The following is a 19,318-nucleotide window of genomic DNA, read 5'->3' as shown; positions in this document are numbered from 1 at the left end:
CCCATGGCACAGCTGCTAATCAAGAACTGCGGACAACTCGTAACCCTGGCACCTTTGGCCACAGAAAAGCGGTACATCCGCATCACACCGGATGACCTGGGCGTGATCGCTCATGGCTGGCTGGCGATCGCGGATGGAAAAATTCAGGACATGGGCGGCGGCGCGATACCGGAACGATTCGAACGCTGGCCCCAGCTTGATGCCCGCGGGGCTCTGGTAACGCCCGGCTTGATTGATTGTCACACGCACCCCATCTTTGGTGGTGACCGTACGCATGAATTCGCGATGCGCCTGAGCGGATCCACCTATCAGGAGATCGCCGCCCGCGGCGGTGGCATTAAATATTCCATACGCAGCACACGCGCGGCGGATGATCATCAACTGATGCAAAAATGCCTGTCACAGCTCTGGGTTTTTCTGCGCAACGGTGTGACGACGGTCGAAGCCAAGACGGGTTACGGTCAGTCCGTGGCCGAAGAGCTGCGCCTGCTCCGGGTTCTCAGACAGGTGGGAGCCGCGAGTCCGCAGACCGTGGTGGTAACCTGTCTCGCCCTGCATGATCTGCCGACCGATATTCCTGATAAATCATCCTATGTGCAGGCGATGCGCGATGAGCTTCTGCCGGAACTCGCCCGCACCGGTCTTGCGGATTGGGTCGATGCCTTTGTCGAGGACGGCTATTTCTCGGTCGCCGATGCCGAGAGCTTTGCGCAAAAGGCGCTCTCGCTGGGCCTGAAGCTTCGCGTGCATGCGGATGAATTCAATGACAGTGGCGCGGCTTTTGCAGCAGCCCGCTGGGGGGCGGCCAGCGCGGATCACGTCCAGGCAGCCAGTGATACAGGCATTCGCGCCATGGCGGAAGCAGGAACGGTCGCCGTTCTTTTGCCCGGCACATCCTTCTATACGAAGATCGCTTATGCCAAGGCCTCAAGGTATCGCGATGCGGACTGTCCGATCGCGGTGGCCAGTGATTTCAATCCGGGCTCCTGTTTCATTGGCAATCTTCCCTTTGCCGCCAGTCTCGCCGCCTTGTACTGCGGCATGAGCGCAGCCGAGGCGCTGGTGGCCGTGACCTGGAATGCCGCCCGGGCCTTGCGTCTTGAAGAACATAAAGGCGCGTTCATGCCAGGCTATGATGCCGATGTCGTCGTGCATGGCGTGAACTCCGTCGAGCAATGGATCGCGCACTTCGGTCAAACCAAGCCCAAGGAGGTTGTGATCGGAGGCATGCGTTTGACTTAGAGCACGCGCTTAATAATGGGGGCGATCGGCCGGGATGGATGAAATATGGGATGGCGTGGTCGCCGAATTTTCCGATCTGCCGAGCCTGCAAACCGCAACACGCCTCGTGATCCGTCTGCTGGTGGGCGCTGTCCTCGGCGGCTTGATCGGTTACGAACGCGAGTGGCGAGGCAAGGATGCCGGTCTCCGCACCCATATGCTGGTCTGCCTGGGAACCGCCTTTGTCGTTGCTGCCGTGCAACAGGCACACATGCCCTTCGAGGATATGAGCCGCGTGATTCAAGGAATCATGGCCGGCATCGGCTTTGTCGGAGCTGGCTCCATTCTAAAACGCACCGACAAAAGAAAAGTCGAAGGTCTGACCACCGCGGCCAGCATCTGGTTTACAGCTTGCATCGGCATCGTCGTCGGCCTGGGCCGCGAGGCGAGTGCAGTGATCGGGACGCTGTTCGCCCTGGGTGTACTGGCTTTGATTCCGGATCCGAAACATGACAATTGAGTGTGTGCCTGGAGGTGATGAAAAGGCCCCTCAGGCAAGGCGCGAGAGAGGCGAGCACCGGGGAGTGTACACGCTGGTACATGAGGAGCGGAGCTGACCGAGCAACGTAGAATGAGGGGCCTTTTCATCACCTCTAGGCGGCGGCAGCGGCCTGGATGAAATGAGACGCAGGAAAATCCAGAACGAGGGTCGTGCCCGGTCCTTCCTGATTATTCTCAATGTTAACCCGTCCCTGCACACTCGTGACCAGCGATCGAATGGCAGCCAGACCAATGCCACGGCCACTGGTGATGGTCACCGAATCCGTGGTCGTGGTGCCGTCCATAAAGAGCACCTCCAGAACCGACGCCTCATCCTCGATCGGAATGCGTTTTTTGACAGCCATGGCGCAGATCTTCAAAATATCCAGCCCGGCTCCCTGATCCATGATCCGAACCTCGCCATGCGTGGGCAAAAGACGGGCCTCGATACGGAAGGTCGGTTCCGTGCGCGACAGCTTGCCTTTGGGAGTCAGGATATAACCATGATCCGCAGCATTGATGAGAGCATGAATGAGGACCTTGTCGAGAATCTCGATGATGGGCTGCGGCCAGATGTTGAGGCTGTCGCGTACCGTCAGGCTGAAAGTGGCGAAGCCGTGACCCTTAAGATGATCCGCGAGAAGAGGAGCCTTCTGACTGACAAGGCCGAGCAGATTTCTTCCGGCGCTGCCTGTTTCATTCCTGTTATCCAAAAGATCCGCCAGCATCGTGCCATAATCATGGAAAAGACCGTCCCAGGTCGGGCGCAGTTCATCCCAGAGCGCAGCCAGGGAATCCGGCTGTTGCACCTCGGCCACCCGATCCTCCAGCGCATGTAAAAAGCGGCCCAGGTCCCAAAGTCCAAGGCTGCGGGCCACACCCTTATAGGTATGCACGTCGCGCTTGAATTGTTCCATTTTCCCGGATTCAAGACCCTGGGCAAGGAGCCGTGTCACCTGCTTTAAGAGGTCGGCGGCACGACGGCGATCCGTCTGCGCCAGCTCACTGAGCAGCCTCGTCAGGCGATCGCTCTTCTGCTTTTCCTCCTGGACCCTGGCTTCCAAAAGACGCCGGGCCGTAACATCCCGCAGACCGAGGAGAAAGCCTTCGATCTGCTGACCGCGGTTCATCAAAGGCACCCAGTTGATGGAGATATGGCGATCCTTGTCCTGTTTTTTAATGACAAATTCAATGGGCACGTGACCGCTGTTCAGCTCCCAACTGAGCATATCGTTGCCCAGGGAGGCCTGCAGGGACTCACGCAGCAGAGTCAAAGCCTCAGGATGCAGACTCGAATGCGTGGCCAGGGGCGCTAAAACTTCGTGGCCGGCCAGGCTGCTGGAACTGCCTTCAAAAATCTTATGAACATGCCGGGAATAATGCGGTTCGATGCGAAGGGAACGATCCACGGTCAGGATCCCTTCATCGATGTTATCCAGAATTCTTTGCAGTTTCTTCCGGCTCTTTTTCACTTCGCGGGCACTCCAGAGCGAGAAGCCGAGAAAGCCCATCATGAGAATGGAAAGCCCCAGAACCACGCTCATATAGAGGCGCAGCCGTTCGGCGTCCTCGATGCGTTGGTGCTGCAGTTCATTCTCCTTCAGCAGCATGGCGTTGCGATCCTCTGCCACCTTCAGGCCGAGGCGGACCATCAGCTGCGAGAGGTCCTGATTGAATTTTTCATTATTCAATTTCTTATGAACGGCCACATGTTCCTTGAGCGCCGTAAACGCCGCATCCTTGTTGCCGAGGGCATAAAGATTGAAGGCTCTCTGCTCAAGAATGCGGTTATGATCACCAAGATAGTCCGGGGGAAAATAAAGTTCCGCATTTTCCAGAGCCTGTTCCGCTTCACGATGGCGGCCAGCAGCGGCCAGTGCCTGTCCGAGGTTCAGGTACACTTCCCCCAGCCAGACGATCTGTTGCATTTCGGTAAAAAGAGCCAAAGCCTTTTCAAGATATGCGATGGCCTTGCGGTTCTCCTTCGTCCCGATTGAAATGCGAGCCAGCCCGAGGAGAGACGCTCCGACGGTGATACCATCATCAATCGCCTGGGCCTTGCTTTGTGCGGCTTCATAAGCGGTCCGGGCCCTGGTCCTGGCTTCAGGATCAGCCTGCTTCTCATGATAGGATCCAATATTCAACTGTGTGGTGGCAGCGAGATAATGCAGCTGCATCCTTTCACTGAATTCCAGGACCTCGCGCATGAGTTCCAGCGATCGCTCGGCCTGCCCCAGACGCTGATACAGCTGAGCCATGGCGCTCTTGATGGTCGCCTGATCGGTTTCCGGAAGATCGGAAGCCTGGCCGATCAGATCCTGAACCTCGTTCTGCAGCTCCATGGCTTGCAGAAACGCGCCCTTGTCGGTCAGAAATATGGAAAATCGGGTGAGAATGCGGGCTTTGACCGCGGGAAGACCCGCCTGGTCGGCTTCCAGACGCAGGGCCTGGAAGGCCTTCTCCTTTTCCTCCGTCGTGGGATACGCCTGCCCCTGCTGAATCAAAAGGAATTGAACCAGAAGATTTTCCGCCAGGATTTCCGGCTCGCGACTGGGAGAGAGAGTCTTTTGAAGCTTGGGAATGAAATCTTCCAGGCGGGCCGTATTCCCCAACTCCACGAGACCTTCCGCATAAAGACGGGCGGCGCGAAGGTGCAGTTGAGGCGGCAGGTCCGTGCTGCCCTGGGTGACCAGAGGTTCCAGGACTTCGATGAGCTGGCGCGGGTTATCCAGCATCATCTGTTGCGCCTTTTCCGTGGACAGGAGGTCCCGGACGTTTAGCTCCGCCAGGGCCAGCGAGGAAAGACCGACACCGAGGACAAGGAGGCCCAGCCTGGAGAATGCTGTCAGCATTTTCCAGAAACTGTTGTACCCCTGCCGCGACCTGGTCATGCTCACCCTCAAATATCGACGCGGAAGCTGGCGTAGATGGAATCCATCTTATCCTTGGTTTTCGCGCTCTCGGTGACAATATTGCCATCCGCATCGGCATAGATGGGATAACCCCACTGATAGTCCGGCTGACAGCGGGCATAGCCCAGCTTGAGGCGCCCATAGTGTTCCACTTCATGGGTCACAGAAAGCTGAAACGCTGTTCCGCGCGTGGAATAGAAACTGAAGGGCTCTTCCGGAATATCATCATAAAAATGATAGCCCTTGGTGCTGGTCAAATACTCCCCGTAAAGGAAGGGGCGGAAGGATCCCAGTGAGGCCTGATAGCCTATACCCACGAGCGAGGCTGAACCATTCAAGGTATAGTTTCTGTCCGTGCCGACATCATCCTTCAGCATGGAAACGACATGCGAGACGTTGAGCGAAATACCGCTCTTCGCGATATCCACGAGTTCCACGTAGCCCGTGGCAGTGGAATGGGAATACTTGCCGAAAAGCAGATTGCCGTCGTTATCCACGGTATCATAGGGAGCGCCATTCATCTGGATATAGATCCCGATGATATTGATGTCCCGGGCGATGGCGGAACCGAGAATATTGTAGTCGAGCATGAAAGTATGAAGGTCGGAGACATCCGGCAGCACCTTCACAACGTTGCCATCGGCATCCTTCACTTCATGTGACTGGTAGTTCGGACCTCGGGTTTTCCAGTCCGTATCGGTCGTAATTTGATCGACCCAGCCCTGCGGGGAATAAATATAGCGGAAGACCAGACCCGAATTTCCGGGTATTTCGTAGGTCATGCCATAGCCATCAAGGATATAGGCATACGACAGCTTAGGATACGATCCCTGCCGTGTGGTTTGATCGGGCACATGCGTCGGCGGGCCATCTACAGTCGGCAGACGTCCGAAGGAAAAAGTCAGGCCCTCGAGAGGACTGTAGTTGGCATAAGCCCGTTCCATATAAGCCTGGGAACCGTTATACGTACGACCTTCGGCATAGGTGATCGCGCCCGGGTGTGGGTCTCCATAATTGATATAGACCTTGCTCATGGTGTAGCGGCCATGAAGGGAAAGTTTAGGCGTGAGGTTGGCGCTCATGTTGAGTGAGAAGAGCATGCGATTCAGGTTGACCGTATCCTTTTTTCCACCCTCTGGGGTGTAGCTCAGAAGATCATAGCGTGAATCAAAGATCGCACCGAACTCGATGGGATTTCTGCTGACTTCGATTTCCAGAGCCTCAACACGTTTCTCGAGGTCATCCTGGGCCAGGGCCGGCGTCGATGTCGCAGCAGCCAGCAGCATAACAATGGATTTCATAGGCATTCGGAAGGCTCCGCTTATTGTGATAGTCTTCTGCATCAGGTTCTGACCCTGGCCGTATAGCCACCGATATGGTTGCTTTGCTTCTTGCAGCTCAGCACGCAGTCATCACTGATTTTGAATTGCGGATTCACACAGTGGATGAAGAGAACGATCGTTCCCGTGCGTCCGGTCGTTGCCAGTTTTTCCGCCTTTTCCTTGGGGAGCTGGCATTGTTCCACGACTGCCTTCACAAAATTTTCTTTTGGGTTGCCGAATGCACAAAATGGGGCAAAAAGCGCTATCCCTAGCATGACTTTATACAAGGTGGACTCCTTTACCTTGACAGGCCTACAGGGATCTATCGGAAAATTTTCTCAAGGATTGATTTGCGTTGAGCCGCAAAGGACGGAAAATCGGCGAGTGAAAGGATGCAGACCAGGGAATGAGCCCTGGCCATACGTTGAGCTTGAAGGTTACAGGGCGGCTTCGCCCTGCGGCGGCGTGGGCTGCAGGGCGGAGCTTTCCGGGGTGCGACAGAGTTCCGTCAGAAGTTCCTCGGGACCTTCGCAGACGGCGGTGGCTCCTTCAAAGTCCTCATCCGACCAGCCTCCACAACGGAGGGCGATGACGCTGATGCCTGCCCGCACGGAGGCCTCCACATCATACGGAGTATCCCCTATCATCACCGCCTGGTCCGCTGAGGTTCCGGCTTTTTTTAAAGCGGCGGCGATAATGTCCGGATCCGGCTTGGACGCCTCGGCATCGTCGGACGATGTCATGTCGGGGATGCGACCTTCCAGGCCAGTGGACTTCAGGATGGCATTGAGTTCCTCCTTGCTGGCCGAGGTGGCAATCACGATTTTTTTGCCTTGTTTCTGCAGGTAATCGACGAGTTCGCTGGCGCAGGGAATGGCCTTGACCCGGGGGGCGTAGTGCTCGATGAAGATTTTTGTCCGGGCTTCTGTAATCTCTTTTCCTTCTGGACTCTCCGCGTCAATACCAATCAGCTCGGGCAAAATTTTGTCACCGCCCTTGCCAATCAGAGGCCAGACCTCGGCGGCGGTGATTTCATGTCCAAAACGTTGCAGCACTTCAGCCCAGGCACTGGCATGCATCTCATTGCTCTGGACCAATGTGCCGTCCACATCAAAGAGAACGGCCTCCTTATCCGCCAACAGGCTCTTCACATTTTGACCCATGCTAACCTCCGTGTGTCGTATATTCAAGCGGTCCGGCCCACCTGGGCGCTACAAATTGTAGGCAACCGGGGACGATTACAGGATCCTTCACTCGCAGCAGCCCGGCAAGGAGTAAGTTGAACCATCCGTCTTCAGCTGTATATTTTGGAGCACGGATGTCGCCAGAATTGCGCCCGCAGGTTATTCGTAACAGGTCAAATTTATTGATTAAAAATATGGATCACGGCTTGCTCCTGATCCCTTTGCGAAATCGTTTCGCAGATTAGGCATCAAGGAGAAACATCATGGGTTCCAAGTTTAGCGTCCTGACTCTCGCCTCGCTCGCCACTTTTGCCGCATCCCACGCCTACGCTGATGCCATCGCCATCAAACCCAAGCTTACCCATAGTCAGATCCGTGCCGAATCCGACGGCTATGGGCTCAGCCCGCAGCAGGGCCGTGATGCTGATGATACGGTCGCGGGCCTCGGTTTCGGTGTGGATTTCGAATTCCAGCTGGATGATCGCGCCCGTTTCGGCAGTGAAGTGTCCATGACCAACTACGAGCAGAATGAAGCGGAATCCTCTGATATGGCTCTGGCTGGATACTTTGCTTATGATTTTATTTCCCAAAGCAATATGATCGTATACGGAAAAGGTGGACTCAGTCTCCATCAGTTCGCTCTCGAGGATTTTAATTCCGCTTCACTCTTGAACGGCGATGTCGGTGTCGGCCTCGCTCTTGCGGTCGCCCCTTCCATGGATTTCGGTGGTGAGTATCGCTACAGCACAACCCTTGGCCGGGACGATATGAGCCAGGATTCCGCCAACGGAATCAGGCTGGATGATGTCGCCATCGAGCGCAATGACCTTTCCGTTTTCGTTTCTTTTAAGTTCTAACGAACAAAGAAGTTTATGTACGGCCCTTGTTAACAGAAAAATTCTGTACATAGGATCCTGTCTTCATTTGGGCTCAGTTGTCTGCACTCCATCCCTGCTGTATGGATGGAGGTGGACAATGTTTGAAACCTTTGAAGACGGGAGATTACGATGAAGCTTTCCCTATCGCGTTGGATCCTCAGCAGCCTGCTCTTTCTTCCCTGTGCGGCCTCATCCGAGACACTTACGGTGAACGACAAGGCCTATTCAGTCAACATCCCGGAAGGCACGACCATCGAAGTTCTGAACACGGAGATGCAGGGTCCGCGTTTCATGGCGTTTGCGAGCAACGGTGACCTTCTGGTCGGTTCCAAAGCCGGTGTGGTGTATCGCCTGAAAGCGCCTTACAAAAAGGCGGAAGTGGCCATTCAATTTGGTGGCTATCCGCACAGTGTCGCCTTTCGTCAGACAGCTCAGGGTGAAGAGATCTGGCTCGCGGAAACCAACGGCCTCTACCGCGCTCTTTATGAAGCCGGCCGCACCTATACCAAAAGCGATTTCACTCTGGTTGAGGCACTGCCAGGGGGTCCTGGTCACAACAGCCGCACGGTGGGCGTAGGCCCGGACCAGCGCATCTATGTTTCGCTGGGCATCAGCGGCAACTGTTCGGACGAGTATCTGAGTCCCAGTTATCCGGTCAGCAAGCGCCGCGGTGGGATCATGGTGCTCGATGAAGGTGGCAGCAAGCCTGTGCTGCGGCCCTTTGGATCAGGCCTGAGAAATCCGGTTGGTTTTGATTGGGATCCGGCCACTGGCATCCTCTATGCCAGCAACAACGGTCCGGATCATCATGGTTTTGATGAACCCAAGGAGGTTTTTGTTGCGGTCGAGGACGGTGATTTCTTCGGCATGCCCTGGTTCCAAACCGTTGAGGGAACCGTAACCCGCGACACCTGCATCACGAGAAATCCACCGCGGCCCATCACCGAGGTCAAAAGACCCGCCGCTTTCCTTCCCGCGCGCAGTGCACCCATGGCCGTTGCCTTCCCACGCAGTTCGGATTTTAACGGCCGCTTTACCGGCCAGGCTTTTGTCGCAGTTCATGGTTCCTGGGGAACGCCCCCCAGTGGCGCCGCCACGGGTGATCTGGCCGGACGTCGTGAGCCCAGAATCGTGGCGATCACGTTGGGTGAAACGGCGGCCGCTTCCATGGCGAACAACCTGGTTCATGGCTTTCAAAATGCCAGCACGGGTGATCGCTGGGCGCGACCGGTCGGCCTCGCCTTTGGACCTGACGGAGCGCTGTACTTTACCAGCGATGCCGGCAATCAGGGGCTCTTCCGCCTGAAAGCGGCTCCTTAATCAACGCGCCAGCGGTACAACCGACCAGACTTTATCCCCGGAATCATCCGCCACGAGGATGATTCCGGAATCCAGAACCCTGACACTCACCGGCCGTCCATACACTTCCGCCGTCGCAGCGTTCACGACAAATCCTGTCAGGAAATCCTGCAAGGCCCCGCTGGGTTTGCCATCCTCAAAGGGTTGGAACACGACCTTGTAGCCCGCGATGGTTGTGCGATTCCAGGATCCATGCTGGGCGATGAAGGCACCCTCGTCCCAGGCATCCGGGAGATTCTCACCGCGCGCAAAGGCCAGACCCAGCGATGCGGTATGGGCTCCGAGGGGCACATCGGGCACGACGGCTGCCGCCACCAGCTGAGGGTTCTGGTTAGGCACACGTGGATCCAAATTCTGACCGAAATAGGAATAAGGCCAGCCGTAAAAACTGTTTTCCTTCACCGAAGTCAGGAAATCCGGAACGAGGTCATCGCCCAGAAAATCCCGCTCATTCACCACGCTCCAGAGCTCCCCGGTCTCCGGGTTCCAATCCATACCCACAGGATTGCGCAAGCCGCTGGCAAAAACCTTCTCGCCACTGCCGTCCAGATTTACCTGCAGGATATTGGCCCGACGTGTTTCCTCCGTTAAGCCATGCTCCGCAATATTGCTGGCCGAACCCACGGAAATATAGAGTTTGGTTTGATCCGGACTCACCAGAAGGTTGCGGGTCCAATGATTGTTGTAGCCACCAGCCGGCAGATCCAGAATCTTGCGGCCGGCAAAGTTGATGACAACATCACCGGTTTTATAAGGAAAAACCATAAGGCTGTCGGTGTTCGCCACGAAGAGCTGCTCACCGACCAGAGCGATGCCGAAGGGCTGATTCAAACCGGAAAGAAAGAGGGCCCGGGAATCGGAAACACCGTCCCCGTTCGTGTCGCGCAGGATGGTGATGCGATCCGCGCTCTGGCCACGCCTTGCGGCCTTGTTGGGATCCAGATTCTCCTCCTGCGGTCCTTTGCCTTTGGTGTTGGATTCCACCACCAATATATCGCCGTTCGGCAACGCGTAGGTGTTGCGTGGGTTTTCCAGACCACCTGCGAATTCCTTCACTTCAAAGCCGGCCGGTGCCACCGGTTTTTTGTCGGCAGGCCAGCCGAGGACCTTGCTCAGGGTCCGGGCATCATGCGCCACATTCGGTACGGGCAGACCATCGGCAAGACCGGCCGCCTCCTGGCCCTGATCCGCAGGCGGAGGGACGTCATTATCCTCGTCGTCATCGCCCTTGCAGTTATTCAAAAGCAGAAGACTGCCACTGATCGCCAGGACAGGAAGTATTGCTTTCATGGTGATATCTCCCAGGTTGGGGTGAACTCCTGGGAGGAATTTGCAAGGATTTCGCCAGCGGCCGTGAGCCGCCAGGACATGATTAAAATTCGGGGAGACGGCGTCGGGTCAGCCAGCGTCCGAGGACCACGACAAAACCGAAGAGACCGGCGATCATGAAATGTGAGGAGCCACCGCCCAGGTTCTGCCAGAGCATTTCCCAACGGCTGGTTTTCTGCTGGGAAGGACCGGCGACCAGACCCACCAGTCCATAATCCGCCGTGCGATGATAGAGTGCGTTGAAATCCTCATAGCGATAGCCTTCATCGAAGGCCGACCCTGCGATCACAGCCTGCATGGAGCGGGTAATCGCGGCCAGCTGATCCATGGGACCAACAGCATTGAGATGGATGGCATTCTCACGGCCCAGAATCCGGACCGCATAATTCAAGGTGCGCGTTTCATTGCGGCCAAAGCCAATGGTCTTGGCCCAGGTGATCTGATGCCGGCGGCGATCATACTGAGGCTCCAGGGCCCAGTCCAGACTCGTCACAGGAGCGGTACCCGCGGCCTTTCTTTGGCTGTTCATGCGCTTATATTCCTTGCGCAGAATCTGCAGAATGCTCTCGTTATCGATGCTTTTCGCATCCTTGTCGGGAATATGGCCATCATGGGAAGCGGTCATGACGATGCCCCAGGTCGAACCTTTGGGAAAGTTTTGATCGACGATCATGCCGAGAGGATTTTGTTCCATGACGTGCGGCGCGGGGTTGCCCCAGTCCTCAATCATGATGCGCGCGGTTTCCTTGGCATCGATAAAACGCAGCCTGGAATCGAGACGCAAGGAAAAATGTTCATCATCGAGTCGATAAACAGAATCCGCCAGCGCCCCATGCGCAGAGAAATGACAAAACAAAGACACCACATACAGTAACAGCCTACGCAAATTCATCATGAGCAAGTCCCTCAGCCTCAACAGGTATGAGCCTTACCATACAGGACCCATGCCAGAGCCCAAGCTTTTGAAACGACTGGGGGGAAGGTGTCAAGAACCTGGACAGCCTCAGGGGGCTCGTCATATTGAGGCCGCGCAGGCATCGAGGGACATGCAAAGGCATGCGTCCTCAATCCGGCGTCTGGTCATTTTACGGCGATGATTAGTAGGAAATGCGTACGATCGAGTACTCTTTGGTGCCTTTGGGGACAGCGACTTCCACGGTATCGCCGGGGCGACGACCCATCAAAGCCTTGGAAAGAGGCGAACCAATGGACAATTTGTTGCGCGTGATATCCGCTTCGAGATCACCCACGATGCGGAAGGTTTTCTCTTCACCACCATCTTCATCGATGATGGTGACAAAGGCACCAAACTTCACCTGATCGGGCTGGTCACCGCTGAAGTCGATAATATTCGCGCGCGCGATCTGATCATCCAGCATGGAGATGCGGCCCTCAATGAAGCTCTGACGCTCCCGCGCTGCATGATATTCAGCATTTTCTTTCAAGTCACCGTGCGCCCTCGCATCAGCAATCTCCTGAATCACCTTGGGTCGTTCGACCGACTTCAAGGTGTCCAATTCCGCCTTCAGCTCTGCGTATCCCTGGGGCGTGAAAGGGACGGTTTCTGTAGCCATTGTGCCACCTCTAAAAACTGTGAGTTGCCGATAAGGCAAACGTATACGACCGGGCTTCCACAGTCTGTATGTTGGCTGAGTTGCCGATCTTCTGGGCCTTGCCCTCACCATCCTGGACAACCAACCCACCTGCAACCTGACTGTTTGGCTGCACCCAGCCGAAGAACAAAGAATAGCCCATGTAGTCGATGTGGTCCGCCTGATTTACCTTTCCACTCTCGACTGCAGGCCTGGTATCATAATTCGTAAAGATGCCAGTCCTCACGGGTATTGAAGGAGTTATATAATATTCAGCCCCTGTTGCAAAGTTGGTAACAGCCTCCCGCTTGAAAATGTCGCCTTCGGCTGCCGTATTATGGATTACGTCAAAGGACCATAGAAACACGGCTGAGGGAAACCACGCAACCCCCGCCCGGACTTCCATTGGCAGATCCTTGAGTGGCGTCTTGAATTTTATGTCAGCGTTCCCGCGTACCGTATCCCCTGGTGTGCTACTGCCCGCTGGGAGATTGGTGCTGTTATCCTGACCATAATCATAGTTTTCAGCCATCAGGCTCCGCAGGCGCGTCACCACTCCAAAGGAAAAGGTCCCAACCGCATACTGGGCGCCGATTGCCGAGTCCAGCGCGGAAGCGGTCAGATGTGTGCGAATATTCTGCGCAAGGAAACCGGTATTGGCATATTGAACGTCCTGGTATTCCTGGACGAGCTCATCGACCACGATCCAGCTGAGCGACACCCCGAGTGAAAAGTTACCGCTCAGCCGTTTGGCGGCACCGAGACCGTAGCCTGTGGTGTTCGAACGAATGTTCGAGGTCCGGTGAAAGCGCTGCAGACTGCCGATGTTTTCAATCACATCATCCTGATCCTTGAGTTCAGAATCGAGCGAGTACATGGCGAAGGCGATGGCCAGGCCCTGCATGGTGTCGTCGAGCTTTTGCAGACCGCCGAAGAAGGGTGACAGCGTCCCGCTGCTTTCCTCGGTGAAGTCATCATTGGCGATCGTTTTCTTATAGACCGTTTTTTTCGTATAGATGGCATTGGCCGAACCCGAGATATCACTCGACAGCGCAAAACCCAATCCGGCGGGATTGTAAATCACCCCGGAGGCATCATCGGCAATGGCGGAAAAAGCGCCACCCAGACCCATGGCCCGTTCCCCAACGACGAGATTGTGATAGTGATACTGGTCCGCCATTCCCTGAGTGCCCCAGAAGCCACAGCCGATCAAAATCAAACGCCAGGACTTACGCATCGGTTATTCCTTTCCTTCCGTTTCAGTATCGACCTGAGCTTTCGAGGCTTGTTTCAAAGCGCGTTCCTTGATCACCGTGAAACGTTTTTTTCCTTTTGCGCCGATAATCTCATCCGCTTTCATGGCCACCAGCACGTCCTTGATATTGCTGACGCGCAGCGGCACCGCGGGGTGGGTTTTGTCGAGAATGGTGGAGGGTTCGCCCTTGGCCACGGCATCCTTCAGGCAGTAATCTCTGGGTTTGCCGCGACTGACTTCCATGCGGCAAAGGAAGTTGATCAGAGCCTTGGGATAATAACCGGCGCCCACGGCATAGCGGGTTCCTTCGCGATCGGCCTCGTATTCCAACTCAGCCCCGAGGCCTTTTTCCATGATCACCGACATACCGGCTTTGGCGGCCTGCAGAATATTCAAACCCGCTGCGCTGCCTGACAGATACTTGGCAATCGTGGCTCCGAGTTCCGACTGTTCGGGCGCGGGACGCATGCGGGCCTTGGTTTCCTCGGGAATTTCCGTGGCCTTGCCACTGGCGTCGGCATTCTTTTCCAACTCTTCCTTGCTCATTTTATTCAGGGCATTGTACATGTGCTTATGCCCGACATGAGCCACCTCATGCCCGAGCACGTGGGCCAGCTCGGCTTCATTCGAGGCATTCTTGATCGCGCCGATGGACACCAGGATGTATCCACCGGGACAGGCGAAGGCATTCACCGTATCGCTGTTGTAGACCTCAAACATATACCGGCGATCAGGATAATCGCTGTATTTGGCGACGAAGTTACCGACTTCGTTCACATACCGCACGAGTTTTTCATCGGGATAGGCGCCGTAGAATTTCAAGAGACGGCCTGCCATGTTACGACCGATTTCGAGCTCGGCACGTGCTTCATCCAGTTTCTTTTGCTGTTCGGCATCCGGTTGCGCTTCCGCCTGGCCTGCCTTGGGTTGACTGCCGAAGGAGCAGGAACCCATCAGGACCAGGGACAGACCGAAAGCCAGGACATCGCGTGCTCGCGACAGCTTGTGACTGTTCATCGCCATTCTCCTGGGAATAGAGGACAATCCCGCTTGACGGAAGCAAGGTTGTTCAATCTATATTGTACCTGACTGATGCCGTGAAAGGCAGATGGGGGAAGGGAACAGAAGCCAAGCTCCTGGTCCCTTGGAGGAATTAAAGGTTAGAAGCCAAGATACCAAAGGTCATTGAGATAGCCGTTGGTAAACTGACCATAGCCCACGCCGCCGAAGATCCAGACGTTGCCATTGCCATCAGGAAAGGCCATGGCACCCGTGCGTGACCCGGGTTTGAAGGTTCCTGGCATATCCATAGGTCCAAATTCACCATAATGATTCGGGGCAGGAACTTCCGCACTTCCCCAGTACTGAGTGGAACCACTGACCCAGGTCCACTGCTGCGTGGAAGGATCAAAGGTCCATAGGTCATTCATGGAACCACCGCCAGCGTACATGGAGCTGAGCCCATCGCCACCGAACATCCAGAATTTGCCATCCGGACTTTGCCAGGCGGCGGCCTGAGTCCGTGCTCCCGGCCAGATATGAGATGAACTCACACCCCGTAAACCATTGACCAGCCAGCCTTCGATATAATTCGGACCCCCGCGACGGGCCCAGGTATTGCTGTTCGGATCATAGGACCACAAATCATTCAGACGACCCATATTGCCGTTGACAGGATCAAGGGCATGACCGTAGCCGCCGAACATCCAGAAATCTCCCGCGGCATCGGTCCAGCTCATCGCTCCCTCGCGAGCCGAAGGCTGACCGACGGCTCCGGGCTGGTTGACCAGGTTATCCCCATTGAGGAAGGTCCAGGTGCTGCTGGCATAATCCGTGGAAGGATCGAAGACCCAAAGGTCGTTCAATTGTCCCTGCATCCCATTGTGAGCGGACGACCCGTCCGTGTAACCAAAACCGCCAAAGAAATAGAGTTTGTCACTGGCATCGATCCAGCCGATGGCACCGCGGCGGCTTCCAGGAAAATTGGTGTGATCAGGCGTTCCCGAGGTGCCCATGACACCCTGGACATTGATGTCGGCTGGGTTGCCGCTCATCATCGCCCACTGATTCAGGCCGATATCATAGACCCAAAGATCGTTCAAAAGACCGACAGCCGCAGAGGAGTTCAACCCTTCACCACCGAAGAGCCAAAGTTTGCCTGCGCCGCTCGGATCAAAAACGGTCATGGCATCGGTACGGGCACTTGGACGATTGGACGGATGGAAGACTCCCATCGCTGAAGCCAGCATGCCGTTGGCCATTCCATAAGTACCGTCAGGCAGAAGCGTCCAAGTATCGTTCGCCATATCATAGCGCCAGAGGTCGGCGAGAAAGGTTGTACCAATCCCATCGTCCCGCCCGTACCCACCAAATATATAGCGATACTGAGAACCGGCAGGTGACCAGACGCCTGCATTGGTGCGGCCGCCGGGATGGGACATGGTATTGGCCGCGTTGGGTTCGCTCGAACCGGAGACCCAGGTGCCCTGGGTAATCCCAAAGAAGTCATAGGCCGGGCTGACGGAAACCTTGGGTGGATCAAAGGGTGAACCGCTGCGATCGAAACGCAGCAGATATTTCTGAGCCGGGCTGATGCCTTCGGCGACACTGAACGGCGCCACATGCGTGACGTTGAACATATTGCAAAGAACATCCGCCTGGTTGCCACTCAGACTCGGCTGGGAACCCCCGGCCAGACCACAATAGGAAGCATAACCATAATAATCGGAGCGGAGGCGGAAGGCGTTGCTGGTGGTGGTGGGAACCCAAAGCAATTCTTCCACGCAGTTATCAACCTGGCTAAACGTTTTGGTAAACGAACTGCTGTGATCCACTGCGGATGGTCCATCCAGTGTGCTGGTCGTGTAGCAATTATTTGAGATGGAATAAAGCGAAACCTTGGAATTGCCTGGGCTATCATAGTGAACCAGAATCTGATAGTAGGAATCCGATGAAAGGGTCCCAAAGAAGTCGCCTGGTTCCCCCACCGAACACTCCATGGACACGGAATGGCCCGATACCGTGGGATCGGCATAGCCGGAATTGCTGTCACGTCCGCACTGGATGCTGCTCCCGGGCTCGGCGATATGGAAATAAGGGTTAAGGCCGGTCTCCGGTGTCTTGAATTGATAAGCATAGTTACAGTCGCCAATCCTGGTCATGCGATTGGCAGGATCAGGGAAGGCGGGTCCATTCAGGCCAGGCACGTAAAGGTCGGGACAGCTGGTGCTGGTGTGATTGGCAATGCTGATTTTCGCTCGATCATAACCCAGGCGGAAGTCCAGGTTCACCTTGTATGTTTTGCCATCCACAATACCCGTCGGTGTGAAGGCGATGTCGGAATCCAACATGTAGTTCGAATGGCAGTAAAAGTCCGTGGCCGGGCCACCGACAGCCGGATTATTATAGCCCGGATACCTGCCGCAGCGCGTGGCAGGATTATGACTTGGAATGAACGCCAGACTGCGATCGGCTGCAGTGGGCGTCCAGTCGTACTGGTAGATACACTCGCTCACCTCGGTCAAAGCCTTTTGGATATCCGGACGGAAACCTGCGGTCCCACTCTTGACCGCATAGAATGCGTCGCTACAGATCGTGGTCACGGAGGCGAGATTCAGAGAGCTCGGTTTCCCGGTCGTGGAGTCCGTACTCAAATCGAAACGCCAGGCACCGTTGGGCGCCACGAACGATTGCAGATCGATGGCCACCGCGTTGGGACTGCAGTCGAGGGTAACGTATTGACTTGGTGTGGTGGCCGGGGCTACACCACATTTTTCCGTGCCCTCGCCGACGCCAATGAAGAAGGGGGTGAAGGCGGTTGGACCCTGAAGCCAGACATAACTGAAAGTACAGGCCGAACTCTTGCTGAAGCTATTCACACCCATCTGCCGGTTATTGCCGGCTGACGTCGGTCCCAGCACATAGCGGTTATCCATGCACAGGTCGATTTCCGAGGCCCAAAGATAGGGCGTGGTGGTGGGCTTGCCATTGACATCCATGTTGGAGCCAAGATTCAGCACATAGTTATAGCCTTTGATATAAGGTCCGTACGCCGTCTGCATATAATAGCCGGGCGTCGCCCCGCAGCTGATGGTCTTGAGGGTATTTGAATTTAAGGAGGTACCATCACCACAGGAGTAGGAACCGTTCAGGTTCTGGATACGGACAAAGAGGGAGTAATCGTTAATTTTATTGGCTTGCGCCGTATACTGACAGCCCCCCATGTGAGTCATGCGATTGGTCGCGACGGGTGCCGGCCAGTTGTAATAATCATTGGTGGTCAGCAGATAGAGGTCACCCAGTTCACAACTTTGCAGGCTCAAGGAAAGTCGGGGACTCGTGGCGCCCGATTTGAAATCGAGCTTGATGGTGTAGTTCCCAGGCGCCAGGGGCATTTGCGGGGCGGTTGCACCGGAAGCCACGCAGCTGGCTGCCTGTTCGCCCATCTGCAGGTTTTGCGTATAGCAGCTCGTTTTTCCGTCGGCGGTCTGGATGGCGAAACTCGAACCCCAGATCGAGTCCACATCCACGGTATACACACAGGAACCGAGAGCGGTCATGGCTCGGGTCGTGACCGGAATGGTCGCCCCGTTGTATCCCACGATCACCCGCAGCTCCGGAGGCGTACTGTTGCAAAAATCATGAGTCGGCTGTGTCACGACTGGTGTGGCGACCACACCTGAGACCGCCACGGCCGAACTCCAGGGAGACATCGTCTGGCGGCCCTGATCATCCTGACAGCGGAAGCGGGCGTACAGCGAATGAGCTTCCTTTTTCACGATCGTGTAACGGATGGTCAGGGATGCGTCCGCTTCCAGGTTGATCCCGGACGTCGCCGCGGTTTTTTCAAAGAGGTCCACCTTGCAGGCGCTCAGCGTGCGACCAGCTCCAATGCTGGCGGTGGCTTTCACCGATCGCGTGTTGGCATCGAGACTGAGATTGACACTGAGCCATTGCACAGGGGGAATCGCGGCTTTCTTCACCACTTCGGTTTCGGTCACCACACCCGTATTGGTCACGACGGCGACGTTTTCCTTGTTGACGATAGGCTCTTCGGTTGTGACTTCCAGTTTTTCCTCGATCGGAGAGCTGACTTCCGCCAGCCAATAGGCACCGAAATAACCTTGGAACAGCACGGATCCACTGTCCGACATCTGGAGTGCGTTGGTTGGAATCGCACCGGCTTTCAATTCGCCGTTCACGAAGTATTTATAGAAAACTGTATAGTATTTGCTATTCAAGGACAGGGTCTGGCTGAGCCAGCTGCGCAGCCCGCCTGTTGGGTTGATCGGCATGGCAATCGTCAAGGGCTGGGTCAGGTCCATATCCTCGGTGGGACGAATGATCAGACCGGAACCGACGGGTGTAATCGCAATATCCGAATTGATCGACAGTGAGGTGGCCACGGAAGTTTCCGACAGAGGAACCGCTTCCTCCACCACCAGCTCGGCGGCGATGGCCAAGGCACCGGCGGGCAGAGTCACGGACGAGCCAGCCAGAGCTCCGGAAGGAGCCGGGATGGTCGTTGCCACCTTGGAGTTCGGGTCATAGGCGGATATCGCTTTGCTCTCGGTCGCTGACACCGGTGCCGCGAGGCGCGGTGACTCGTCGAGTGTGGAAACTTTACCTTTGGACTGGATCGGCATATAGAAGCAGCCGGTGAGCCCCAGGTTGAACAGTATGATTCCAGTCAGTACTCGCATAGGCGAAACCCTCCGCTATGCATG

14 protein-coding genes are annotated in these 19,318 nt (G+C 55.8%); 4 read left to right on the top strand and 10 right to left on the bottom strand.

Annotated elements, in window-relative coordinates; all coding sequences use genetic code 11:
• The first annotated feature begins 3 nt into the window (after nucleotides 1–3).
• On the top strand, nucleotides 4–1,242 hold the full coding sequence (gene hutI / locus OLTU_RS05545) for an imidazolonepropionase (protein ID WP_141731763.1): 1,239 nt from the start codon (nucleotides 4–6) through the stop codon (nucleotides 1,240–1,242).
• A 34-nt stretch (nucleotides 1,243–1,276) separates the two neighbouring features.
• A complete protein-coding gene (locus tag OLTU_RS05540) occupies nucleotides 1,277–1,741 on the top strand; it encodes an MgtC/SapB family protein (protein WP_141731762.1) in 465 nt (154 codons plus the stop codon).
• A gap of 133 nt (nucleotides 1,742–1,874) precedes the next feature.
• On the opposite strand, the gene OLTU_RS05535 is transcribed toward OLTU_RS05540, so the two are convergent.
• The 4 genes from OLTU_RS05535 to OLTU_RS05520 all read right to left on the bottom strand — a co-directional run bounded on the left by OLTU_RS05535 (nucleotide 1,875) and on the right by OLTU_RS05520 (nucleotide 7,158).
• Nucleotides 1,875–4,613, bottom strand: coding sequence for an Hpt domain-containing protein (locus OLTU_RS05535; RefSeq protein ID WP_218109856.1), 2,739 nt, complete (start codon nucleotides 4,611–4,613; stop codon nucleotides 1,875–1,877).
• A 47-nt stretch (nucleotides 4,614–4,660) separates the two neighbouring features.
• On the bottom strand, nucleotides 4,661–5,974 hold the full coding sequence (locus OLTU_RS05530; protein WP_176736355.1) for a DUF3373 family protein: 1,314 nt from the start codon (nucleotides 5,972–5,974) through the stop codon (nucleotides 4,661–4,663).
• Between the two features lie 41 nt (nucleotides 5,975–6,015).
• The gene (locus OLTU_RS05525) at nucleotides 6,016–6,210 is read right to left on the bottom strand and encodes a hypothetical protein (RefSeq protein ID WP_141731759.1); all 195 of its coding nucleotides are present in this window, start codon (nucleotides 6,208–6,210) and stop codon (nucleotides 6,016–6,018) included.
• 222 nt (nucleotides 6,211–6,432) lie between these two features.
• Complete coding sequence (locus tag OLTU_RS05520; RefSeq protein WP_141731758.1) at nucleotides 6,433–7,158, bottom strand: HAD family hydrolase; 726 nt, start codon at nucleotides 7,156–7,158, stop codon at nucleotides 6,433–6,435.
• 284 nt (nucleotides 7,159–7,442) lie between these two features.
• Between OLTU_RS05520 and OLTU_RS05515 the strand changes: the two genes are divergently transcribed.
• Together OLTU_RS05515 and OLTU_RS05510 are read left to right on the top strand one after the other, a co-directional pair.
• The gene (locus OLTU_RS05515) at nucleotides 7,443–8,036 is read left to right on the top strand and encodes an outer membrane protein (protein ID WP_141731757.1); all 594 of its coding nucleotides are present in this window, start codon (nucleotides 7,443–7,445) and stop codon (nucleotides 8,034–8,036) included.
• A gap of 150 nt (nucleotides 8,037–8,186) precedes the next feature.
• Nucleotides 8,187–9,377: a PQQ-dependent sugar dehydrogenase gene (locus tag OLTU_RS05510; protein WP_141731756.1), complete on the top strand. Its 1,191-nt coding sequence runs from the start codon at nucleotides 8,187–8,189 to the stop codon at nucleotides 9,375–9,377.
• On the opposite strand, the gene OLTU_RS05505 is transcribed toward OLTU_RS05510, so the two are convergent.
• The 6 genes from OLTU_RS05505 to OLTU_RS05480 all read right to left on the bottom strand — a co-directional run bounded on the left by OLTU_RS05505 (nucleotide 9,378) and on the right by OLTU_RS05480 (nucleotide 19,294).
• A complete protein-coding gene (locus OLTU_RS05505; RefSeq protein WP_141731755.1) occupies nucleotides 9,378–10,706 on the bottom strand; it encodes a PQQ-dependent sugar dehydrogenase in 1,329 nt (442 codons plus the stop codon).
• 82 nt (nucleotides 10,707–10,788) lie between these two features.
• Nucleotides 10,789–11,640, bottom strand: a complete 852-nt coding sequence (locus tag OLTU_RS05500; RefSeq protein WP_141731754.1) for a DUF2167 domain-containing protein — start codon at nucleotides 11,638–11,640, stop codon at nucleotides 10,789–10,791.
• A gap of 202 nt (nucleotides 11,641–11,842) precedes the next feature.
• Nucleotides 11,843–12,319, bottom strand: a complete 477-nt coding sequence (gene greA / locus OLTU_RS05495; protein ID WP_141731753.1) for a transcription elongation factor GreA — start codon at nucleotides 12,317–12,319, stop codon at nucleotides 11,843–11,845.
• Nucleotides 12,320–12,329: 10 nt separating this feature from the next.
• The gene (locus OLTU_RS05490; RefSeq protein WP_141731752.1) at nucleotides 12,330–13,574 is read right to left on the bottom strand and encodes an OmpP1/FadL family transporter; all 1,245 of its coding nucleotides are present in this window, start codon (nucleotides 13,572–13,574) and stop codon (nucleotides 12,330–12,332) included.
• A gap of 3 nt (nucleotides 13,575–13,577) precedes the next feature.
• Nucleotides 13,578–14,609, bottom strand: coding sequence for a M48 family metalloprotease (locus tag OLTU_RS05485; protein WP_176736354.1), 1,032 nt, complete (start codon nucleotides 14,607–14,609; stop codon nucleotides 13,578–13,580).
• 143 nt (nucleotides 14,610–14,752) lie between these two features.
• The gene (locus tag OLTU_RS05480) at nucleotides 14,753–19,294 is read right to left on the bottom strand and encodes a Kelch repeat-containing protein (protein ID WP_141731750.1); all 4,542 of its coding nucleotides are present in this window, start codon (nucleotides 19,292–19,294) and stop codon (nucleotides 14,753–14,755) included.
• Nucleotides 19,295–19,318 lie beyond the last annotated feature (24 nt).

It is taken from the genome of Oligoflexus tunisiensis (genome assembly GCF_001748245.1).
Classification (GTDB): domain Bacteria; phylum Bdellovibrionota_B; class Oligoflexia; order Oligoflexales; family Oligoflexaceae; genus Oligoflexus; species Oligoflexus tunisiensis.
Note: the sequence above shows the minus strand (reverse complement) of the source record. Positions and strands in the feature narration are given on the sequence as shown.

What these genes read in the sequence shown, in the direction of transcription:
- OLTU_RS05535 (WP_218109856.1), bottom strand. Translation starts at nt 4,613, where the DNA reads ATGCTGACAGCATTCTCCAGGCTGGGCCTCCTTGTCCTCGGTGTCGGT.
- OLTU_RS05540 (WP_141731762.1), top strand. Translation starts at nt 1,277, where the DNA reads ATGGATGAAATATGGGATGGCGTGGTCGCCGAATTTTCCGATCTGCCG.
- greA (WP_141731753.1), bottom strand. Translation starts at nt 12,319, where the DNA reads ATGGCTACAGAAACCGTCCCTTTCACGCCCCAGGGATACGCAGAGCTG.
- OLTU_RS05510 (WP_141731756.1), top strand. Translation starts at nt 8,187, where the DNA reads ATGAAGCTTTCCCTATCGCGTTGGATCCTCAGCAGCCTGCTCTTTCTT.
- hutI (WP_141731763.1), top strand. Translation starts at nt 4, where the DNA reads ATGGCACAGCTGCTAATCAAGAACTGCGGACAACTCGTAACCCTGGCA.
- OLTU_RS05530 (WP_176736355.1), bottom strand. Translation starts at nt 5,974, where the DNA reads ATGAAATCCATTGTTATGCTGCTGGCTGCTGCGACATCGACGCCGGCC.
- OLTU_RS05490 (WP_141731752.1), bottom strand. Translation starts at nt 13,574, where the DNA reads ATGCGTAAGTCCTGGCGTTTGATTTTGATCGGCTGTGGCTTCTGGGGC.
- OLTU_RS05485 (WP_176736354.1), bottom strand. Translation starts at nt 14,609, where the DNA reads ATGAACAGTCACAAGCTGTCGCGAGCACGCGATGTCCTGGCTTTCGGT.
- OLTU_RS05520 (WP_141731758.1), bottom strand. Translation starts at nt 7,158, where the DNA reads ATGGGTCAAAATGTGAAGAGCCTGTTGGCGGATAAGGAGGCCGTTCTC.
- OLTU_RS05515 (WP_141731757.1), top strand. Translation starts at nt 7,443, where the DNA reads ATGGGTTCCAAGTTTAGCGTCCTGACTCTCGCCTCGCTCGCCACTTTT.
- OLTU_RS05500 (WP_141731754.1), bottom strand. Translation starts at nt 11,640, where the DNA reads ATGATGAATTTGCGTAGGCTGTTACTGTATGTGGTGTCTTTGTTTTGT.
- OLTU_RS05505 (WP_141731755.1), bottom strand. Translation starts at nt 10,706, where the DNA reads ATGAAAGCAATACTTCCTGTCCTGGCGATCAGTGGCAGTCTTCTGCTT.
- OLTU_RS05480 (WP_141731750.1), bottom strand. Translation starts at nt 19,294, where the DNA reads ATGCGAGTACTGACTGGAATCATACTGTTCAACCTGGGGCTCACCGGC.